Below are 18,765 nucleotides of genomic sequence, written 5' to 3'. Positions count from 1 at the left end.
CGTGCGCAATAAATTTAGATTATCCATTATTGTTCGTTATAGAGAACCAGCGGCCACTTCTGAATTAGCTTTTGCCTGACTGATCATACGGATCTCGGAGAGGATCTCATTCTCGATCTTTTCGTTGGTATCCCGAATCATACCGGACAATAAGAACAAGTCAACTAATACCCAGAATCCTAAACCGCCGAGCGTGAGTAACATGGCAACCCCTGTCCCAATACGGCCCAGGTAGAATCGATGCCCTCCGAAGCCTCCTGTAAAGAACCAAAGTAACCAAGCAACTCCACCTGATTTTTGTTTCTTGCTCATCTCAGATGCTAATAATTGAAGCTGTTCCGTTGTTAAGTTTTGCTTTTGCAAAAGTGACGACATATTTCGACCCCATTTCTAGATAATGGCTCTATTATATATTGGAACTTCTACGTTTGAAAGCAATATTTAAATAATTAAATAAATTTTATAATAGTAAGCCAAACTTCCAATAGCTATTTTCCCCTCACCTATTCCCCACTTTCCTCAGAAGTTTCCCCACTTTAATCATCTCGGTCGCCGCATGATCCAGGTTATGACAGTGGTCCATCCACATGCCCGGATTATCCGCGATAAATGCGACCTCATACGATTCGCCCGGCATGACGTTTAACGTATCGGTAAGCCACGGCGTCGATCGAAGTTGTTCGCTGATGTGAGGTCGTTTACGACAGGCTTACCGTAATCGGATGGGTCAAACACGGCCGACTCCGCTTGGAAGACCGGTTTCTCCGGAGGGCTCTCGGTATAAAAAATGATTCCCGGACTATTTTCGTTATTAAAGTCGCCGAGCTTAAAGAGGACCGGATGGTCCGGCATCGTAAAGATCACGTCGTATCTGCCGCCCGAACCAAGCCGAAGCGCCGTTTGGTCGGACAAGGCTTGCGGCTCAAGAAGCCGCATCCTTGCCCATCGGGGTTGGATTGAGGTATACAAAGCGTGGTAGGCGAGGGTTCGGTGTTTACGGTCTATTTACCGGTGTGACGTATGGAGTCATGAGGGACGTCCGGGTAAGGGTCAGAAGTACAGACGCTAGTTCGGCTATCAAAAGATCATGCAGGCAAGCGGGCAGCTAGCTGGGTATTTGGCCTCTGGCCGAAGGGAGCGGGTAGTCCGCTCCCTTGAAATGTATGAATTAACTTGCCGTTCTAAGTTAAAAAATAAATCATTTGTTTTTCCCGGATCGTCCTCATTATAGATGACATAGACACCCCTCAATTTAATTTGTATATACGGCGGATTATTTTTATAAATGTACATTCTAATTTTACCTAGCTCGGATGCACGGAACTGGCCTCGTGCGTACTTACTAGTAGACACACCATTTATTCTAATACTGGAAGGGATTTTATCGATAAGTCTTACTTCTTCTATTTCTGATATATCAAATTTATATGCATGCATGGGGTATTCGATTTCGATTCTATGCTCTGGAGTAACAATAAGTTTAGGCGCTATAAACTCCGATAGCATGAGTATGAACAATACTGCAGCGACTATGGTTAGTATTAAACCAACAATAATTTTTCCCCCAATTGTGCCTGTGTTTAACGCCATTCCCCCGCCTGTTCTCTTTTGAACCAACAAACGTTTATCCATTGGATTATGGTACGTTATACCGTTAACCCAGTATTCATCTTCATCTGTATCAATAGCCCATTCATTATCACGCTTAATGGCTAGAATGGAGCAGCTTGCCGAGCGAAAAAGTCCTGACAATAATATGATAAAAGTAACTAACCACACGATAAAATATGTAACTTGATATACAGTCCACGCGTGGAGTAATACAAGCGGAATAAGAAATCCGAGCATAGACACCCACACGACTTGCATCCTTTTTTTATATCGAAGTTGGATGTCCTTAATATTCGCATCTTCCATAGCTTCAACCGGCAGGGTAACGGCTAAAAGCATGCCTCTCGTATAATTCGCCTTATAACTAGTAAAAAACACAATGAAAAAAATTGCAGAAACCACAAATAATACTACGGTCAATATAGATCAACTCACTTTCAATGAATTTTGACTAAATCGTCAGCTAACACCCTCAATCTATATCTTACTTGTTATACATTATAATACATATAATGGAAATCCGCATTAGTCATGACACCGTACTTCATGCCGCTGGTATTATTTGTAGTGAAATTGGGGATAACGAGTAAATATGGCGTATAACGAGGGGAGTTGTTTGGGCATGATCCGGCTTTTCGTCAAGAGCATAACCGAGTTTATGGGAAACCCGGCAGATTTACAGGTGCATCTGCTGCCCCCGACCGAAGAGAAGGAACCTCAGGCTATACTCCTTTATCTAAAAAGCATCACGGATGAAGCAAAAATCAATGAATTAGTGTTGAAACCGATTCAAGATGCATTTCTGGAGAAGGATGATTTGAGCGATCTCTCCGGAATTTTCATCCATAATGGATTCCCCGTAAATGGAAGTTTGATCGATAAAAATGTCTCATCGGTCGCACTCCAGCTATTTGAGGGGAAGTGTGTCCTACTGACAAATGGCTTAAAAAATGCGATTGCCGCGGACGTTTCACAATGGCATGACCGCTCCGTCACTCCCCCGGAAACCGAGCATTCGTTAATTGGGCCCAGGGATGCATTCGTTGAAGATTTGAATGTAAATATATCGATGATCCGCAGGCGAATTCGCCATGAAGATCTGCATATCGAACAGTTTACGGTGGGAACCAAATCCCGAACGACAATAAACCTTGTTTATATGAAGAGTCTTGTCAACAATCAGGTGCTAGAGCAGCTGCAGCAACGGTTGCAGTCGATCGAAACAGACGTTCTCGTGGATACGACCCAATTAGGGCATATGATCACAAACAAAAGCAAATCGTTTAACCCGTTTCCCTTATTTCAAACGACAGAAAGACCGGATAAAGTGGTGCCTGCTATCATGGAAGGACGGATTCTCCTCCTTGCTAATACAACGCCTACCGGTGCTCTCTTTCCAGCTACGGTTACCGCGTTATACCAGACCACGGATGACTATTATTTTCCGTCCCTCTCCGGGACGTTCCTTAGGATGGTTCGTTTTACAGGCTTGTTAACGACCTTGTTTCTTCCCGGGCTCTATGTCTCGATTACTTCGGTGAACTACGATGTGCTTCGCATCCAGTTTATGCTGGCGGTCGCTGCCAGCCGCGAAGGGGTGCCTTATCCGGCTTATATCGAGGTATTGATTATGATGACATTGCTGGAGTTGATTAATGAGGCGACGGTACGGCTGCCGAAAGTTATCGGAGGAACGGCCACCATCGTTGGCGGTCTCATTATCGGAACTTCCGCGGCTCAATCGCACTTGGTCAGTAACATCATGATCGTCATCACCGGGGCGGTGGCAGTAGGCAGCTATACGGTAGCTAATTATATGATAGGTATAGCTTGGAGAATGAGCAGTTATGCCCTCATGCTGCTCGCGATTCCCTGGGGACTCAACGGCATGGCCATCGGCTCGGCGTTTATTTTATTATATTTGTGCCACATCAAGTCGATGGGTGTGCCCTATCTCTCTCCGCTCAGTACTTTCCAGTTAAGGGAACTATTCAGCGATGCGCTCCTGCGATTGCCCACCATGATGAATCCATTTCGCCCCTCTATCTATAGTCCTGCTGCGAAAGGCACCAGACGGGTTAGACTCCGGAAAGGTGAGGATCTGCTTTGAACCGAATATCGAATGAACCGCGGCTCAACTACCCTATTCTGTTATTTATTACGATCTTCCCCTTAGCGGTCAGCCGGCCGGCGTCCGTTGTTGTAGACGATGTGGGGAGAAACAGCGTCTGGTTTTTCTTTCCTGTGGCATTTTTAGCCTTGGCCGGAACATGGATGAGTCTTCAGATAAGCAAACGGTGCGGGGGGGTCTCTCTCATGCTGGCTTGCGGCGAGATTATGTTCCGCTGGCTGACCCCCGTTGCTTACATCTTGTATGCCCTACTCTACCTAGGCATTGCCGCGTATGCCATTGCTTTAAGCGGCGATTTTTCTTCCCGGGTATTGCAATATGGGGATCCTAGAAACGCTATTATCTTTGGTGTGTTCATCACCGCATGTGCCGCCTTGTTTCCGATTGAAACGTTAATCCGATATTCCCACGTCCTTATGATCGTTGGAGTTCCGACTTTCATCGCAGCGACGTTGACCATGCTGACGGAAGCCCAGTGGAGCTGGCTGCAGCCGATATTCAGTGCTAAGGAAATGATTCGTCCCGACTCCGCAGCTGCAACGATCATGGGCATTTTTTCGCCTTTAGCTGCAGTCACCCTGATTAACCGGGCAAATATAAAGGTTACCTTCTTCTCGCTTAGCGGATATATGATACTCATCACCGTATTTATATCCTATCTGGTTGCCATGAGTATAGCGACTTTAGGAATCCATACAGCCCAAAAATTGGAGTATGTGGTTTTCTACGGTCAGAGCGCCGTACATATCGAAAATTTTATTTTCGAAAGAATCATTTTTTGGGGCAGCGCCATTTTAATCTACTTTAAGGTCGTCGGCAACGCTTTCTTGATGCGATGTGCAGCACTGAGCTTGTCACAAGCTTTTGGTATCCGTCTCGGCATTGTTCCCATTATGCTGGTAAGTGGAGTCACCGTATACATGTTTTGGAAGGTACATATCCCTTTCTTTTTTCTTAAGGCCCCCCTATGGCTGGGCTATTATAGCTTTTTACTCCTTTTCGCCTTTCCCGCGCTGATCTATGCCACCATGCTGCTGAGGAGAAACAAAGCATGAGACACCGTATACTCCTGTTGCTTGTAGCTATGGTGAGTCTGACCGCGATTACGGGATGCTCGCATACGAAGCAATTAAATAAAATATCGTTTGTTACCGCGATCGGCCTGGATAAAGGGGACTCCGGCGTTAACGTACACGCGTTGATCGCTGTCCCTGGAAAATTTTCTGCGCTTTCTCCAGGAGGAGGAGGGGGAAGCGCAGGACAGCTTCCTAATTACATCTTGAGTTCAGAGGGAACCGATATCGCGGAAGCCTTATTCAAAATGAACCGGGATACGGCACGGGACATGAACTTCGGACACACCCGGCTAATTTTGTTCTCCGAGGAACTGGCTGAAGAGGGGATTGAACCTTATCTCGATCTATTCATGCGAAGGGAAGAGTTCCAAATCAACCCCTGGATTGCCGTTACGAAGGGAAACACGAAGGACATTCTTCAAGCGAAACCGGAAGTGCCCCAATCCGTGATCGATTATTTGGTAGATACGTTCTCCCAGTCCGGTTCGGACTCGATGGAAATCTTTCCAATCTATCTCTATCAGTTCTATAGCTACTTGAATGCGCCGGGGAAAACACCCTATGCGATGGAGATTAGGACGCAGAAAGAGGGAAATCACCTTCGGCTAAACGATCTTGGGCTATTCCGTAAAGGGAAACTGGTTGGAACCATTACGCCGGGGGAAACCAAATATTTGCAGATGGTCATCGGCAAACGTTTGAGGTCAGTATCGCTCACTGTCATGAAGAAAAGCTATACGGTATTGGGGTACCATTCCAAAAATACGGTCACGGAGGAAGGAATTAAGCTCGACATGAGCTTTAGACTTGATCTGGATGAAAATCCTTCAGGTACCCCCACGTCCGTTCCACAGATGATTGAGCAAGAATCGGTGGTTGCGGATGCCCTTCAGAAGGACATCGAAGGGTTAATCAAAAAATTGCAACAGTTAAAAACGGATCCTGTCGGCTTTGGTGAGAAATACCGGATTGCACAGGGAGGCGATTTACAAGCGGATGAATGGATAGAGAGCATTTTTCCAAAGTTGCCTGTCCAGGTAAAGGTCATAGTCAAAATCGAAAGAACAGGAATGCTTACCTAACACGACCCTGATCCTCAGGCCGAGGTGATGATGTGCCTCGGCAGGGGATCAGTGCCTCTTTCGAGCCATAATGTCATCCAAAAAGCTGTGTAGAGTGCTCGATATATAGGAGTCTTTTCGCCAAATAAAAAGTGTCGTGATTTCATGATAGGGCTCAGGTATGCTGTGACCAAACACAGTCCCCTTGGCAACCTCATCCGAAATGGATGATTGCGGAAAAACCGTGATTCCTATACCTGCAGCTACGCTGCCGATAATCGTCCCAAACGTTCCGAATTCCATGATCTGTTTCGGGATAACCCCCTCCGCCTTCATCCAGCCCTCCAGTCTTTCCCGATATCCGCAGCCTTTGTTGTATAGCAATAGGGGCCTTTTTGTTAGATCCTCGATAGAAAAGGTTTCCCCTTTGGTCACAAGCATTAGCTTTTCTTGAATAACCTCAACCTGTTCGATTAAGGTATGCCTGATGGGCCCTGTAACAAAAGCTCCATCCAGTTTCATATCTATGACTTGTTGTAACAAATGATCGGTAACCCCGGTTTTTAAGGATAATTCAACACTCGGGTACTTGCTGTAGTAGGAGGATAAGATTTCTGGCAGCGCACTCACCGTCTCCACGATACCGATCTCTAGGACACCGGAGGGGTTCGACTTATCTTCAAATATGTGTCTCATTTCCTCCACTCTCGTTAAGATCTCCCTCGAATGCTCCAACAACCGCTTCCCTTCCGGGTTTAAGATCATCCCTCGCTTATGCCGATAGAACAAGGGCGTCCGAAGCTCTTTCTCCAGCAGCTTTATTCTTGCTGTAACATTGGATTGAACATAGTTCAGCTCCAATGCGGCTTTACTGACACTTCCATGCGCAGCAACAGTCTGAAAAATTTTCAAATCATTAAAATCCAATGAAGACTCGCCCCTGCTCTCCTATAGATATAACCATGTCATATATCATTATAAATGATCATAAACTTAATTTTCAATCATTTTACTATACCATTTTTCCCTCCTATAATGAGTCATGTACAAAAACATTGGCGGATTCTTGCTAGGGAGAGAGACTACATATGCTAAAAAAACAAATCATCATTGGTTCCATCCTGTGTCTCATTGCAAGTATGTCTTGGGGAGCTATGTTTCCTGTTGCACACATAGCCTTGCAGCAGATTGATGCCTTCTATTTTTCATTTATCCGTTATTTCGCCGTTGCCGTCATTCTCAGTGTGTTGCTTTGGATGAAAGAGGGGAGAGCGTCTTTTCGTCTGGAAGGAAGGGGTAAGACGTTATTGTTTCTGGGGACGATGGCCTTTACGGTCTATAACATGGGCGTCTTCCTCGGACAGCAGCTCATGGGAGAAGCGGGTACAATCGCCGCTTCCATTATGGAAGTCCTTATGCCGTTGATTTCCATTATGGTCTTGTGGATCACAACCAAAAAAGTACCGAATAAATACACGCTCACGAGTATAGGGATCGCGCTTGCCGGTGCTCTGCTCGTTATCACCAACGGGAATTTGTCATTTTTCATGATGGCTGGACAACATCTTGTTCCTTTACTGCTGGTTTTTGTGGGAGTTATCGGATGGGTGGTGTATTCGATGGGGGAAAGCCGGTTTAGGGATTGGTCGATCCTGCGCTATTCTACGCTCACCTGCTTGCTAGGAAGCGCCGTGTCTTTCGTCATCGTTACGCTTGCCTCTGTCTTTCAGTTGGTCCCGGTTCCTACCTGGCACACGATACTCTCGATAAAATATGAAATGGCCTTCATGATCTTATTGCCAGGGCTTGCCGCCTTGCTCTGCTGGAATTCAGGAATCAAATTGCTATCACCGCTTAACGGCATCTTATTTATTAATTTTGTTCCCATTACCACATTCGTTATTATGGCCTTTCAAGGCTATCAAATCAGCAACTATGAATTTTACGGGACGCTGCTCATTATTTTTGCCTTATTACGGAACAATATGTACCAGAGGAAATCACAACGCTTGAATGACAACAGAGCTTATTCTGCCGGCCGTATGGCTAATACAGATGTAGGAGCTCCCCGATAGAACTAGGACAGCCCCTCGTCTCCGTTAGTCCAATTGGTAATAATCGCAAACAACTTGTCCAACAGCTTTCGCGGCTACGAGAAGGGCATCTTCATCGATATCAAATTTGGGATGATGATTGAAGTAGGGATTCTCTACTCCTTTTGGCGTACATGCGATGTAAAAGAAGCAAGCAGGGAATTTTTCAGCATAATGAGCAAAGTCTTCGGACGGGGACAAAGCCGGAAATTCTTTCACTTCTTTAATATCTGGATCATCCATGCTTCGCAAGCTTTCCGCAACCTTGGCCGTAAGCTCCGGATTATTATATAAAGGGGGATAATCTGGAGTATACGTTAGCTCGCATGTTACGCCGAATTCTTCTTCAATCCCTCTTACGATCCGTTTCACCTCTTTCTCAATCGTTTCTTTGGTTTCTACCGTCATATACCGAATATCGCCTTCAAGCTCTACGCTATCCTTGATCACGTTGAATGTACCCTTTCCATCAAAAGATCCGATTGTAATAACACCGATATCGAAAGGACTTAATCTTCGGCTAACAATGGTTTGAGCGGCTACAACAAAATGGGCGGCAGCCACAATGGCATCGTTAGCCAGATGAGGTGAGGAACCGTGTCCACCCCTTCCTTGAACCTTCAATTTCATATAGGCTCGTCCCGTAAAGGAATACCCCGCATGATATCCTACGGTTCCCGCCGGTCCCATAGGCAATAAATGAATGCCGTAAATCGCGTCTAAATCGTCAATCAAGCCAGATTCAACAATGCTTTTTGCTCCCCCAGGCGGAACTTCTTCTGCATGCTGGTGAATAACTTTGATCGTACCTGGAATGGAATCTTTCAATTGAATTAAGCAATCCGCTAATACTAACAGATAAGCCGTATGTCCATCGTGTGCACAAGCATGCATAACCCCATCATTCTTCGATTTAAACGGTACATCGCTTTCTTCTACAATTGGAAGAGCGTCAAAATCAGCGCGAAGCCCAATTGTTTTTCCAGGTTTCTCGCCTTTGATCGTTACAAGGATGCCATATCCATTTCCAACATTCGTTTGAATATCAACCTCTTTACCTTTATAAAAATCCACAATGTACTGAGCCGTTTTCTCCTCCTTGAAGGATAACTCGGGATATTCGTGTAAATGTCGGCGGATTCCGATTATTTCTTCTTTACGTGAGTCTAACATGCTCATTAATTGACTTCTCATCCTTTTTGTCTCCTTCTTGATTCTGGGAATGATTTATTAATGATTATAGACATGAGCTTCATCTCGTATACCAAGCTAGTGCCTCGTCAGAAATCGGAGTTTTTGTGTCGCTACAGATACTCGTATTTTCATTAATAATTTGGAAGGATAATCCAAGGGTTTAGCGAAATTGTTATATAAAACGCTTAGGGAGGATTACTATGTTCCAAACCTTAGACCATTTGTTGAAATCCTGGGAGTACGAGGCCGGGGCAACACAGAGACTACTCAATCATCTAACGGATGAGTCACTTACGCAGGAAATCTCTCCGCAGAATTGGACCTTAGGACGTACCGCTTGGCACACCGTAGCAGCCATTCGCATAATTACCTCCAATACAAATTTAACGTTTGAAGCCCCGGCTGAAGATTGGCCCGCTCCTGCTTCGGCTCAGTTTATAGCAGACAGCTATCATCAAGCCAGTGATGCATTTGTTCAGGCTTTAAAAACTCAATGGAGCGATAGCACCTTAGAAGAATGTATAGACTTTTTAGGTCAAAGCATGCCCAATGGAGCTCTTATGATGTTTTTGATTCTGCATCAGAGCCACCATCGCGGACAAATGACGGTTCTTATGCGACAAGCAGGACTACCCGTGCCAGGTATTTATGGCCCGTCCAAAGAAGAATGGGCTAACTTTGGTATGGAAGCGCCGAAAATGTAGCTTAATCACATTCCAACATAATAAAAAAGCCGAACGTTCCACTCACAAGGGGGCCATGCACCACCCCGATTGTGGGTGGAACTTTTGGTTGTTATAATTTAAAAAGAAATTTACTCATTTAAAGCGACACCATAGGAGGAAGTTGGGGGGAACATGTTAATTGGATTGGCAGTATTGGTAGGTTTACTTTCACTAGGATTCGTATACGAACAAGCTGCACGGCGCAAAGATGCGAGAAGACCCCCTGCCGGTGACATGATGGATATTGGCGGTTATCGTCTCCACCTAACGGATACTGGTCAGGGCAGCCCAACGGTCGTCCTCATTCATGGCGCGGGCGATAGCTCTTATTCATGGATACATATTCGCCAAGAATTATTTAAGTTTACTAGAGTTATTACCTATGACCGTGCAGGTATGGGTTCTAGTGATTCCGGTCCCGAGCCAACTCCCGACCATACCATCAAAGAACTAAACACCCTGCTGGATAAGACCGGAGCCCCCGGACCCTATGTACTTGTGGGTCATTCCTTAGGGGGACTCATTGCCCGACTCTATGCTTTGAAATATCCTGAGCAGGTGGCCGGCTTAGTATTCTTAGATTCGACGCATGAATTTCTCAAGGATGATGTCAAGTTCAAGCGGGGTTTTGCCGTCGTCGGCTTTATGCTGAGGCTACTAAGGCTGATGTCTTCATTCGGTATTCCACGATTCCTTGGTAACATTCTGGGCCTTATTCCGATGTACAGTAATGAACATTCCTATTACAAACAGCAGCTTAGTGCCGAAGAATACATGCAATGGAAAGCAATGGTTTACAGGATAATGGCCGGTAAGACAGCTGAAGCGGAATTCAGATGTGCATGGGCACACCTGGAGGTAGCGGCGGATCAATTGAATAACAGTACGAAAAAGCCTCAGTTTGGCGACCTTCCGATCGCTGTTGTAAACAACCCAGGCTTCGGTGTCCAGTGGACGGAAATGCAGAAAGAACTGTCCTCCCGGTCAACCAACCATATCCATAAGACTAGTGATCGCAAGGGACACAGTCTGCAGATGCCACGACCCAAATATGTTAGGGAAGCCATCCATCACGTAGTTGAACAAGTACAGGAACGTAAAGGTCGAACTCTTGCTGAATCCCATAAGATAGGAGCGAATCTATTATGAAGAAAGAGGCTTTATACATTAATTTAGTGCGTTCGTTACTATTGGGACTTCCTTTTGTAGGCGCACTGCTAGGTTATCTACCCATTAGAGCCCAGGACGGGCGAATGCCGTTAACCGATTGGGTAGACCCTATGATTGCCGGTCTCACACTAACTTGTATACTTCTTGTGCAGCTATTCGTCATTGTTTTATGGGAAAAGCTAGGGATAGGGAGATTAAAAAACATATCCGTTTTGGGGTTAATTATATGCCAGTGGGCATATACTTTCGGGGAAATTCTTTCAAACACCATAACGATTGGAGAGCCGCCTAATGATATCGGTTCCCTCTTTGAAATAGCCGCAGGTGGGCTGCTATTTGTCATTACCATTATTCTTTATGTACAGTATGACAGACAGGTCAAAGGTACAGTTACTCAAGGTGCGCTCGTGTTGCCGCTAATTGCTATCGTACTGTTTATAGGAGTGATTTGGTGGTTTACCCATCCGATTGATCAAAGCAATCCCGGAGCACCGGACTTTGTAGAGGGCAATCCTATCTACAATTTTTTCAGGCCATTCTTACGATAACTTGCTTCCCATGACAAATTACCTATCATTTCTGGCTCGAAAATAGGTTGATCGGACTAAAAAATATGTTATAATTAGGAAATATATCACAGGGGGTGTTTCTAATCGATCTGGAAGCTATCGTAAATTTCACTATGTTATTCATTGCGTTGGTTGTTTCTATATCATTTGTGGTTATAAGAGGTAAGAAATTCAAGAATCGAAAAGTATTATTCCTACAATCCATTGGAGTGGGATTTAGTTTATTTTTGCTTGCATCTCTAGTTTCCTTTCTAGTCTACACCGATGCATTAAATATACTTATCTTCTTGATCATTTATTTGTTCGCTTTCATAATAAGCACTTTAGTTAATAGTGCCATTATATTTTTGAGGAAACGCTAATCGTAACCAAGGTAACAACAACCGATGCACACTGAAAAACTCAGCCGGGCCAATGCTTCTAGCGTTGGCCGGCGCGTTTTTTATTTCACATGTTCACTAACACCTTACATACTTGCGTTTGAAGCCGAGTTGCCCTTTATCTACCGCCTTTTGAATAGTAACGGAAGCATTCAAGAACTTGCTTTTTGGTGTACCGCGATTGACTTCTACCGGTCCTGCTTCCTTCGCGATCTGGACCGCCTTGTCATGGAGCGGCATATAGGAAACCGCCACCGTGTAAATGAAAGTGTTCATCGCGTATTTCGTGCGTTCGGGGGCCTCATGAATCGTATTTTTTACCTGCTCCAACATATCGGCGATTTTCCCTTCGGAAAATTCATGGTCCGGACGATTGCCAAGCAACCAGCAGTAACAGCTCCAGCCTGCCGACATTTTCAGTTCCTTATCGCTTGCTATCCATTTATCCGCCACTTCCTGCGCAATATCCGTTTCTGCCAACGTTACGGCAACCACATAATCCGATAGCATATAAAAATAAGCTCCATCCATCCACCGCTCAAAATCCGCCTCCGTCATTGCTTTAGGGTCTGCGATCACCCCGGCAAAGTACATCGCATCGTAATTCCCTGTAGCATAGAGCTGCTCGGCTAATGGCTGATTGAGTTTTATTTTCCTGAAGAGCGGCTTCATCTGGCCTGTAGCCACGCCAAAAAGCGGTTCGTGCGCGCCATTGGATAGGTATATCTTCTTGGTGCGTTCTTTACCGAGAGCTTCAAGCTCTTGCATGACGGTTTCAAGATTCATTGTGAGCACTTCCTCTTTTATGGTATCATTCTCCAATGTTCTGATTTGATTCCATATTGTCCATTCTTGGATATATCTAATCAACCGAAAAAGAGATCAAGAATGTTCGAACCCGTCGATGATTTTTTATTATAAAATTCAGAATACCCACAATTTGCGCAGTATACGACTACAAATTGATTATGTTGAATATCGAACATTTTTGAAAGCCCCGTGCCCGTCATGGCCACTTCTTTCGTCCTTGCATCTTTGCTTCCGCATTTTATACATCCCTTTTCACTCATACATCCACCACTCCCTACATATATGTTATTCCCTAGTACGTTTCCAAGGCTTGGAAGGTTTCGGTGTTGGTTATTAAATCCGGCAGCTGTGGTGGAGTCTCTTCGAGCTTTAAGCCCCGGTCGTTTCCTTCAGATCCTTCCGGTATTGGCTTGGTGAGACGGCCATGATTCGCTTGAACATGCGGGAGAACAAGAGAGGGTCCTTGTAACCGATGCTTGAGGATACCTCGCTTATGGACAGCAGTGGATTTTTGAGCAGCTCACAGGCTCTATTCATGCGATATTGCAAGGAATACTGCTGAGGGGTGACACCTACGGTATCCTTGAAGATTTTGGACAAATACTTGCGGTTTAGCTTCAGCTTGCTTGCTAATTGCTCGATTTGCAGGTTGTTCGCGTAATTTTGTTCGATGATTGCCATGGCCTGCTCCACATATTGCCCTCGAACATTGTCCGTCGCTTTGATTGCGGAATCTGCATTCAGGATGACGGATAAGAAGGAATAGAAAGCCCCCAGCAGCCTAAGCTCCTTGTTCAGCCCTTGCTCGGTAGCCTTGAACATGTCCATGAAGCAGTTTTGAATGAACTCGTCCTGATCCGTCTCGAAAACAGGCTGCTCCTGAGACAGATGGGAGCGCTTGAGATAATATTCCACCTGCAAGCCATTAAAGGCCACCCAGGAATACGTCCATGGATCTTCCTCATCTGCTCGATAATAGGTAAGCATGTCGGGTCTAACCAAAAAACCCTGGCCGCTGCTTAGACAATAGGTCTTGCCCCCTGTACACAATACCCCTTTGCCGCTATGAATGTAGTGAATTTTATAATATTCACGAACCATCGGCCCCACCGTATGTCCACGAGCACATTGTTCCGTTCCGCAATAATAAAGCTTTACATCCATATTCGTACTATGAGGAAATGTCTGAAACTCATATTGATGGATGGTCATAGCCTGTCTCCTGTCCATTAGAAGCTTTGCTCATTTTTGGTGACATTATACCATGAACTCAAGTTATCCAGCTATGTATATAGAGCGCTCGCATCTATATAATCAGAAGCATAATGGACTTTAAGTTAAGTGAGGGTAACGTCCAATGGTGAATATAAATTCTTTTATCCACAAGGTAAAGCTTTCGTTGGAAGCCCATCGAACGGGAAGAATGGGCGGTTATCGCCGGAGGCTAAGTGATCCGATGTCAGCAGACTTGTACGGGACAGCAGATGCTGCGATTATCTTATACACCTTAGGCGAGCTGCCAGAAGTCGGGCAAGAGCGTCAGGACTGGGTGAAGACGCTGCAGAGCTTTCAAGATGAAGCTAGCGGCTTGTTTCCGGGAGCAGGACATCATGCCATTCATGGTACGGCTTTTGTCGTATCTACGTTGGAGCTGTTGGATGCTAAGCCGCTATATCCGATCACAGGGCTCCATCATTTGAAGCGACGTGATGAGCTGATTAGCTTCATGGAGACGCTTAACTGGCAGGATCAGCCGTGGAGCGAGTCTCAGAAGGGAGCGGGGATCTATGCATCCCTCGTACTAAGCGACTCCGTGAATGCAGAGTGGGAGAAATGGTACTTCAATTGGCTATGGGAGCAGGCGGACCCTGAAACCGGTCTATGGAGAAAAGGTGCGATTACGGGAGAGGCTGCTGTCGTTAGGGGAGTGCCACTTTTTCACCACTTAGCGGGATCGTTCCACTATCTATTCAATCTGGATTATCGGAAGAAGAGGATTCGTTATCCGGAGAAGCTGGTGGATACCTGTTTGGGATTGTATGGAGAGGGTCAGCTTCCACTTTCGACAGAGAGCTTTTCCTTCTATGAGTTAGATTGGCTGTACAGCTTCCTCAGTGTCATGAACCAAACGGAGCATCGGGGGAAGGAATGTAAGGCTATGGTAAAAGACATCGGCGAGCAATTCCTTCAATTCGTCGCACGAATGGCAGAGGGACCGGATGAGGAGGTCTACGAGGATCTACATACCTTGTGCGGTGCGGTATGTGCGCTGGCGATTGTGCAATCCTCTCTCCCTGAACAGGTCGAATCGGATAGACAGCTGAGGAAGGTATTAGATCGCAGGCCGTTTATTTGAATGGATAGCATGAGATGGCATGAAGAACAGGATCCGGCTTATTTTTTAGTTCAGGATTGTAATGGTTCGGGCATTGGCAAATACACGGTTGTAAAACGCCGCAAGGCGATTATTCTCATAGAAGGTGGTACTTAATATGCAGTATACATTCCTTGGAAGATCAGGACTTAAGGTTAGCAGGCTTTGCCTGGGCACTATGAATTTTGGGGTGGACACGAATCAAGAGGAAGCATTCAAGATTATGGATGCGGCCTTAGAGGCGGGAATCACCTTTTTTGATACGGCGGACATCTATGGATGGGGCCAAAACTCTGGCGCAACCGAAACGATCATCGGCAATTGGTTCGCCCAGGGCGGCAATCGCCGGGAGCGGGTTGTGCTGGCGACGAAGGTATATGAGAAGCTGCACAATCCTATGGATGGACCCAATGATGATCCCGGATTATCCCTCTACAAGATTCGCCGCCACTTGGAGAACTCACTGCGCCGGCTGCAAACCGATCATATCGAGCTGTATCAGATGCATCATATCGATCGTCGAACACCTTGGGAAGAACTGTGGGGAGCCTTCGAAGCGGTAGTAAACCAAGGTAAGGTAGATTATATTGGGTCTAGCAATTTTGCCGGTTGGCATCTGGTGAAGGCTCAAGCAGCTGCTAAGGAGCGTCACTTCCTCGGACTTGTGAGCGAGCAGCATATCTACAATCTGGTGAATCGGAATGCTGAGCTTGAGGTGCTCCCCGCAGCTCAGGATTTGGGCTTAGGCGTAGTGGTTTGGAGTCCATTGGCTGGCGGCCTGCTTGGTGGACGCGCGCTGCAAGCCGATAAAGGAGCAAGAACGGGCAAGATGGCAGAGAAAATCGAACGCTATCGTCCGAAGCTTGAAGCCTTCGCCTCCCTATGTGAAGAGCTGGGGGAAAAACAATCCAACGTAGCACTGGCTTGGATGCTGGCGAACCCTGCGATTACCGCCCCTATTATCGGGCCGCGGACAGTGGAGCAGCTTCAAGACACGCTGCGGGCTGTTGAGATTAAGCTGGATCAGGCCGTTCTCCAGGAGCTGGACCGAATCTTCCCGGGCCCAGGCGGAGCGGCGCCTGAAGCATACGCTTGGTAAGTGCATGCTTGCGTAAGCATTCATGGCAGGATACATAGGAGGCGAACTCGTTGCAGAATAAATGGGCATTAGTAACCGGCGCTGACCGGGGAGTAGGGCTTGGTTTGGTTAAGGTGCTGATCGCGCGGGGCTATCACGTATTCGCCGGACAGTTCATCCCGAATAACGGAGAGCTGGAGCAGCTTAGCGAATTGAGCGGGGAGCGTCTACGCCTGCTTCCCTTGGATATAAGCGATGAAGCTAGCGTAAGCTCTGCGGTAGAAGCAGTAGACGCAGTTACGGACCGGCTGGATATGCTGATAAATAACGGTGCTATTCTGGGAGATATTAAGGCATCTATTCAGGATGACCTGAATTTCGAAGAGATGGAGCGTGTGTTCAAGGTTAATACGCTTGGTTCCTTAAGAATGTCCAACGGATTAATCGAATCCATAATGCGCAGCGACAGCAAGCTAATTGTGAATATATCCTCGGAGGCAGGCAGCATCGGAAGCTGCTGGCGCACGGGCTGGTACGCCTACTGCATGTCCAAGGCAGCCCTCAATATGCAGTCCCAGCTGATTCATAATCAGATTGCCGGACAAGGCGGTAAGGTCATGGTGATTCACCCGGGCCATGTGCAGACCTATATGCAAGGGAAGCTGGATACTGCGGGGGCCTTAACCCCCTTAGAATCAGCTGAACACATTCTCGGGCTTGTGGAAAATCGCTTGCGTCCGGATTATTCTGGCGACAAGCTGGAGCTTATCGATTATGCAGGCAACACGCTGCCTTGGTAGAGCTGCTTAGCTGCAAGCACCGGCCGATAAAAGGCACGCTTCAATCACCATAAAAGGGGAGGTCCGATTAAGATGGCCATTCATGCTCTACTTATAGGAAATAACCACGACGCACCTTATCACCCGCTGAACGCCATTCAGGAGCGGCTGATTGAGATACTACGGGACTCCGTACAGGTGAATGCCACAGACGATACAACGAAATTAAAGCAGGCTTCGATCAACCAGTATGACTTGCTCATTTCGTACAGGGACAACTGGAAGCAGGCCCTTGCCGCGGAAGAGGCTGCAGGTGTCCTGCAATTTGTTGCTAACGGGGGAGGCTTGCTCGTCATTCATAACGGCATTTCCATGCAGGCGAGCCCTGAGCTATGCCAACTAATCGGGGCCAAGTTTACAGGGCATCCCGCCTATACCTCCCTTCCTTTTCAGGTAACCGCTATCGAGCACCCGCTGATGGATGGCTTGAAGGGATTCGTTATGGATGAAGAGCCTTATCGCTTCGAGTTGGATCCTTTTGCAGAAGTGGAGATTCTGCTCACCTATCGCCATGAGGAGCAGGATTGGCCGGCTGCATGGACCAGGCCCTATGGAATGGGACGAGTGGTTTTCTTAGCTCCCGGGCATCATCTCCCTTCCTTTCTTCATGAGGAATTCGGCCGTTGGATCCTTCATAGCGCCAAGTGGGCTGCGGGCGGGCGGCATAAAGAAGGCTAAGCCTTTAAACTCAATTTCGCCCTACTTATGGTGCGGATCATCGTAACGTCACGCAAATGACCAGACAGCGTCATGCTATCTGGTCATCCTAAAGTAATTATTTCATCGCGGCCAAGCCAAGCGCTAAGGCGCCACACAAACCGGCGTTATCTCCCAGCCCTGGAGGTACGATATAATGATCGATGTCGGTAAGAAGGGCTTCCGTCTTCACATAACCGTTCAGACCTTTTTGCACTTCCTGGCGTACCATAGGAAAGAGATGCGCTTGTTTCATAACGCCGCCGCCCAAGATTACTTTTTTTGGCGATAGCATAAGAATGGTGTTGACTACGGCTTGACCGATATAGTGAGCCTCGATCCTCCAAGCAGGATGGTCGGGAGCCAGCTCCTGCCCTTTTGTCCTCCATCTTTTCTCGATCGCCGGCCCTGCGGCCAGCCCTTCGAGACAATCGCCATGGAAGGGACAGGCCCCCTCAAAGGTATCCTCCGCATGACGTCTTACATATACATGCCCGCCTTCAGGATGTACGAGCCCGTGAATTAACGCTCCCTCTGCAAAAACGCCCAATCCAATTCCCGTTCCAATTGTAAAATAGGCGCAGCTGTCCAGTCCCTTGGCGGCTCCCCAAGCAGCCTCGCCAAAGGCGGCCGCATTGACATCTGTGTCCCACCCGTAAGGTACGTCGTAAGCTTCCTTCATCGCGCCCAGGAAGTTGAAGTTAGACCAACCAGGCTTAGGCGTAGTGGTTACATAGCCATAACGGGAGCTATCACGGTCTATATCGATGGGACCGAAGGAACCGATCCCAATCGCTTCCACTCGTTTATCTCGAAAGTAGTCGATGGCCCTCTGTACCGTTGTTTCGGGGGTCTCTGTCGGGAAACTGATCTTGTCCGTTATTTCCCCATGCTCATTGCCTACTCCGCAAATGAATTTTGTTCCCCCTGCCTCTATGGCGCCAATTCGCATAGTATC

At 46.8% G+C, this 18,765-nt stretch carries 20 protein-coding genes and 1 pseudogene; 11 read left to right on the top strand and 10 right to left on the bottom strand.

What is annotated here, in order from left to right:
• Positions 1 to 36: 36 nt before the first annotated feature.
• From GSF01_RS23720 to GSF01_RS23710, 4 genes and pseudogenes are all read right to left on the bottom strand, one after another.
• Complete coding sequence (locus tag GSF01_RS23720; protein WP_159887758.1) at positions 37 to 375, bottom strand: TM2 domain-containing protein; 339 nt, start codon at positions 373 to 375, stop codon at positions 37 to 39.
• Between the two features lie 166 nt (positions 376 to 541).
• Positions 542 to 664, bottom strand: a pseudogene (locus GSF01_RS29885) (multicopper oxidase domain-containing protein); the annotation flags it as partial.
• Positions 643 to 936 carry a hypothetical protein gene (locus GSF01_RS23715; protein ID WP_235941703.1) on the bottom strand — a complete coding sequence of 98 codons (294 nt, stop codon included), beginning with the start codon at positions 934 to 936 and terminating at the stop codon, positions 643 to 645. The pseudogene GSF01_RS29885 and the gene GSF01_RS23715, both read right to left, overlap by 22 nt.
• Positions 937 to 1,077: 141 nt before the next feature.
• Positions 1,078 to 2,031: a PH domain-containing protein gene (locus GSF01_RS23710; protein ID WP_159887757.1), complete on the bottom strand. Its 954-nt coding sequence runs from the start codon at positions 2,029 to 2,031 to the stop codon at positions 1,078 to 1,080.
• 202 nt (positions 2,032 to 2,233) lie between these two features.
• On the opposite strand from GSF01_RS23710, the gene GSF01_RS23705 reads away from it, so the two are divergent.
• Genes GSF01_RS23705 through GSF01_RS23695 form a run of 3 tightly spaced genes read left to right on the top strand, consistent with a single transcriptional unit; the run spans position 2,234 to position 5,900 of the window.
• Entirely contained in the window at positions 2,234 to 3,721 is a 1,488-nt protein-coding gene (locus GSF01_RS23705; protein ID WP_159887756.1) for a spore germination protein, read from the top strand.
• A complete protein-coding gene (locus tag GSF01_RS23700) occupies positions 3,718 to 4,797 on the top strand; it encodes a hypothetical protein (protein ID WP_159887755.1) in 1,080 nt (359 codons plus the stop codon). Before GSF01_RS23705 ends, GSF01_RS23700 begins: the two co-directional genes overlap by 4 nt.
• Positions 4,794 to 5,900 (top strand): Ger(x)C family spore germination protein, encoded by a 1,107-nt coding sequence (locus GSF01_RS23695; protein WP_159887754.1) that lies wholly within the window; start codon positions 4,794 to 4,796, stop codon positions 5,898 to 5,900. The genes GSF01_RS23700 and GSF01_RS23695 overlap by 4 nt, the downstream gene beginning before the upstream one ends.
• Before the next feature lie 48 nt (positions 5,901 to 5,948).
• Here the strand turns inward: GSF01_RS23695 and GSF01_RS23690 are convergent, their stop codons facing one another.
• Entirely contained in the window at positions 5,949 to 6,806 is an 858-nt protein-coding gene (locus GSF01_RS23690) for a LysR family transcriptional regulator (protein ID WP_159887753.1), read from the bottom strand.
• Positions 6,807 to 6,967: 161 nt separating this feature from the next.
• Between GSF01_RS23690 and GSF01_RS23685 the strand changes: the two genes are divergently transcribed.
• Positions 6,968 to 7,954 (top strand): DMT family transporter, encoded by a 987-nt coding sequence (locus GSF01_RS23685; RefSeq protein ID WP_159887752.1) that lies wholly within the window; start codon positions 6,968 to 6,970, stop codon positions 7,952 to 7,954.
• 24 nt (positions 7,955 to 7,978) lie between these two features.
• Here the strand turns inward: GSF01_RS23685 and GSF01_RS23680 are convergent, their stop codons facing one another.
• A complete protein-coding gene (locus tag GSF01_RS23680; RefSeq protein WP_159887751.1) occupies positions 7,979 to 9,166 on the bottom strand; it encodes an amidohydrolase in 1,188 nt (395 codons plus the stop codon).
• 200 nt (positions 9,167 to 9,366) lie between these two features.
• Here GSF01_RS23680 and GSF01_RS23675 point away from each other — a divergent pair, with 200 nt between their 5' ends.
• The 3 genes from GSF01_RS23675 (at position 9,367) to GSF01_RS23665 (ending at position 11,609) form a co-directional block, all read left to right on the top strand.
• The gene (locus tag GSF01_RS23675) at positions 9,367 to 9,870 is read left to right on the top strand and encodes a DinB family protein (RefSeq protein ID WP_159887750.1); all 504 of its coding nucleotides are present in this window, start codon (positions 9,367 to 9,369) and stop codon (positions 9,868 to 9,870) included.
• A 153-nt stretch (positions 9,871 to 10,023) separates the two neighbouring features.
• Entirely contained in the window at positions 10,024 to 11,040 is a 1,017-nt protein-coding gene (locus GSF01_RS23670) for an alpha/beta fold hydrolase (protein WP_159887749.1), read from the top strand.
• Positions 11,037 to 11,609 (top strand): hypothetical protein, encoded by a 573-nt coding sequence (locus tag GSF01_RS23665; protein ID WP_159887748.1) that lies wholly within the window; start codon positions 11,037 to 11,039, stop codon positions 11,607 to 11,609. The genes GSF01_RS23670 and GSF01_RS23665 overlap by 4 nt, the downstream gene beginning before the upstream one ends.
• 479 nt (positions 11,610 to 12,088) lie before the next feature.
• On the opposite strand, the gene GSF01_RS23660 is transcribed toward GSF01_RS23665, so the two are convergent.
• From GSF01_RS23660 to GSF01_RS23650, 3 genes are all read right to left on the bottom strand, one after another.
• Entirely contained in the window at positions 12,089 to 12,796 is a 708-nt protein-coding gene (locus GSF01_RS23660; protein WP_159887747.1) for a DNA alkylation repair protein, read from the bottom strand.
• Between the two features lie 80 nt (positions 12,797 to 12,876).
• Positions 12,877 to 13,080: a zinc ribbon domain-containing protein gene (locus GSF01_RS23655; protein ID WP_159887746.1), complete on the bottom strand. Its 204-nt coding sequence runs from the start codon at positions 13,078 to 13,080 to the stop codon at positions 12,877 to 12,879.
• A gap of 109 nt (positions 13,081 to 13,189) precedes the next feature.
• Positions 13,190 to 14,032, bottom strand: coding sequence for an AraC family transcriptional regulator (locus tag GSF01_RS23650; protein ID WP_159887745.1), 843 nt, complete (start codon positions 14,030 to 14,032; stop codon positions 13,190 to 13,192).
• 244 nt (positions 14,033 to 14,276) lie between these two features.
• Here GSF01_RS23650 and GSF01_RS23645 point away from each other — a divergent pair, with 244 nt between their 5' ends.
• From GSF01_RS23645 to GSF01_RS23630, 4 genes are all read left to right on the top strand, one after another.
• Positions 14,277 to 15,176, top strand: coding sequence for a hypothetical protein (locus GSF01_RS23645; protein ID WP_159887744.1), 900 nt, complete (start codon positions 14,277 to 14,279; stop codon positions 15,174 to 15,176).
• A 136-nt stretch (positions 15,177 to 15,312) separates the two neighbouring features.
• Entirely contained in the window at positions 15,313 to 16,293 is a 981-nt protein-coding gene (locus GSF01_RS23640; RefSeq protein ID WP_159887743.1) for an aldo/keto reductase, read from the top strand.
• A 50-nt stretch (positions 16,294 to 16,343) separates the two neighbouring features.
• On the top strand, positions 16,344 to 17,072 hold the full coding sequence (locus GSF01_RS23635; RefSeq protein ID WP_159887742.1) for an SDR family oxidoreductase: 729 nt from the start codon (positions 16,344 to 16,346) through the stop codon (positions 17,070 to 17,072).
• Between the two features lie 72 nt (positions 17,073 to 17,144).
• Positions 17,145 to 17,789: a ThuA domain-containing protein gene (locus GSF01_RS23630; protein WP_159887741.1), complete on the top strand. Its 645-nt coding sequence runs from the start codon at positions 17,145 to 17,147 to the stop codon at positions 17,787 to 17,789.
• 97 nt (positions 17,790 to 17,886) lie between these two features.
• Here the strand turns inward: GSF01_RS23630 and GSF01_RS23625 are convergent, their stop codons facing one another.
• Positions 17,887 to 18,759 (bottom strand): ROK family protein, encoded by an 873-nt coding sequence (locus GSF01_RS23625; protein WP_159887740.1) that lies wholly within the window; start codon positions 18,757 to 18,759, stop codon positions 17,887 to 17,889.
• Positions 18,760 to 18,765 lie beyond the last annotated feature (6 nt).

This window comes from Paenibacillus puerhi (assembly GCF_009846885.1).
In the GTDB taxonomy this organism is placed as follows: domain Bacteria; phylum Bacillota; class Bacilli; order Paenibacillales; family NBRC-103111; genus Paenibacillus_G; species Paenibacillus_G puerhi.
The sequence above is the reverse complement of the archived record's forward strand: the minus strand, read 5'-3'. Positions and strand labels throughout refer to the sequence as shown.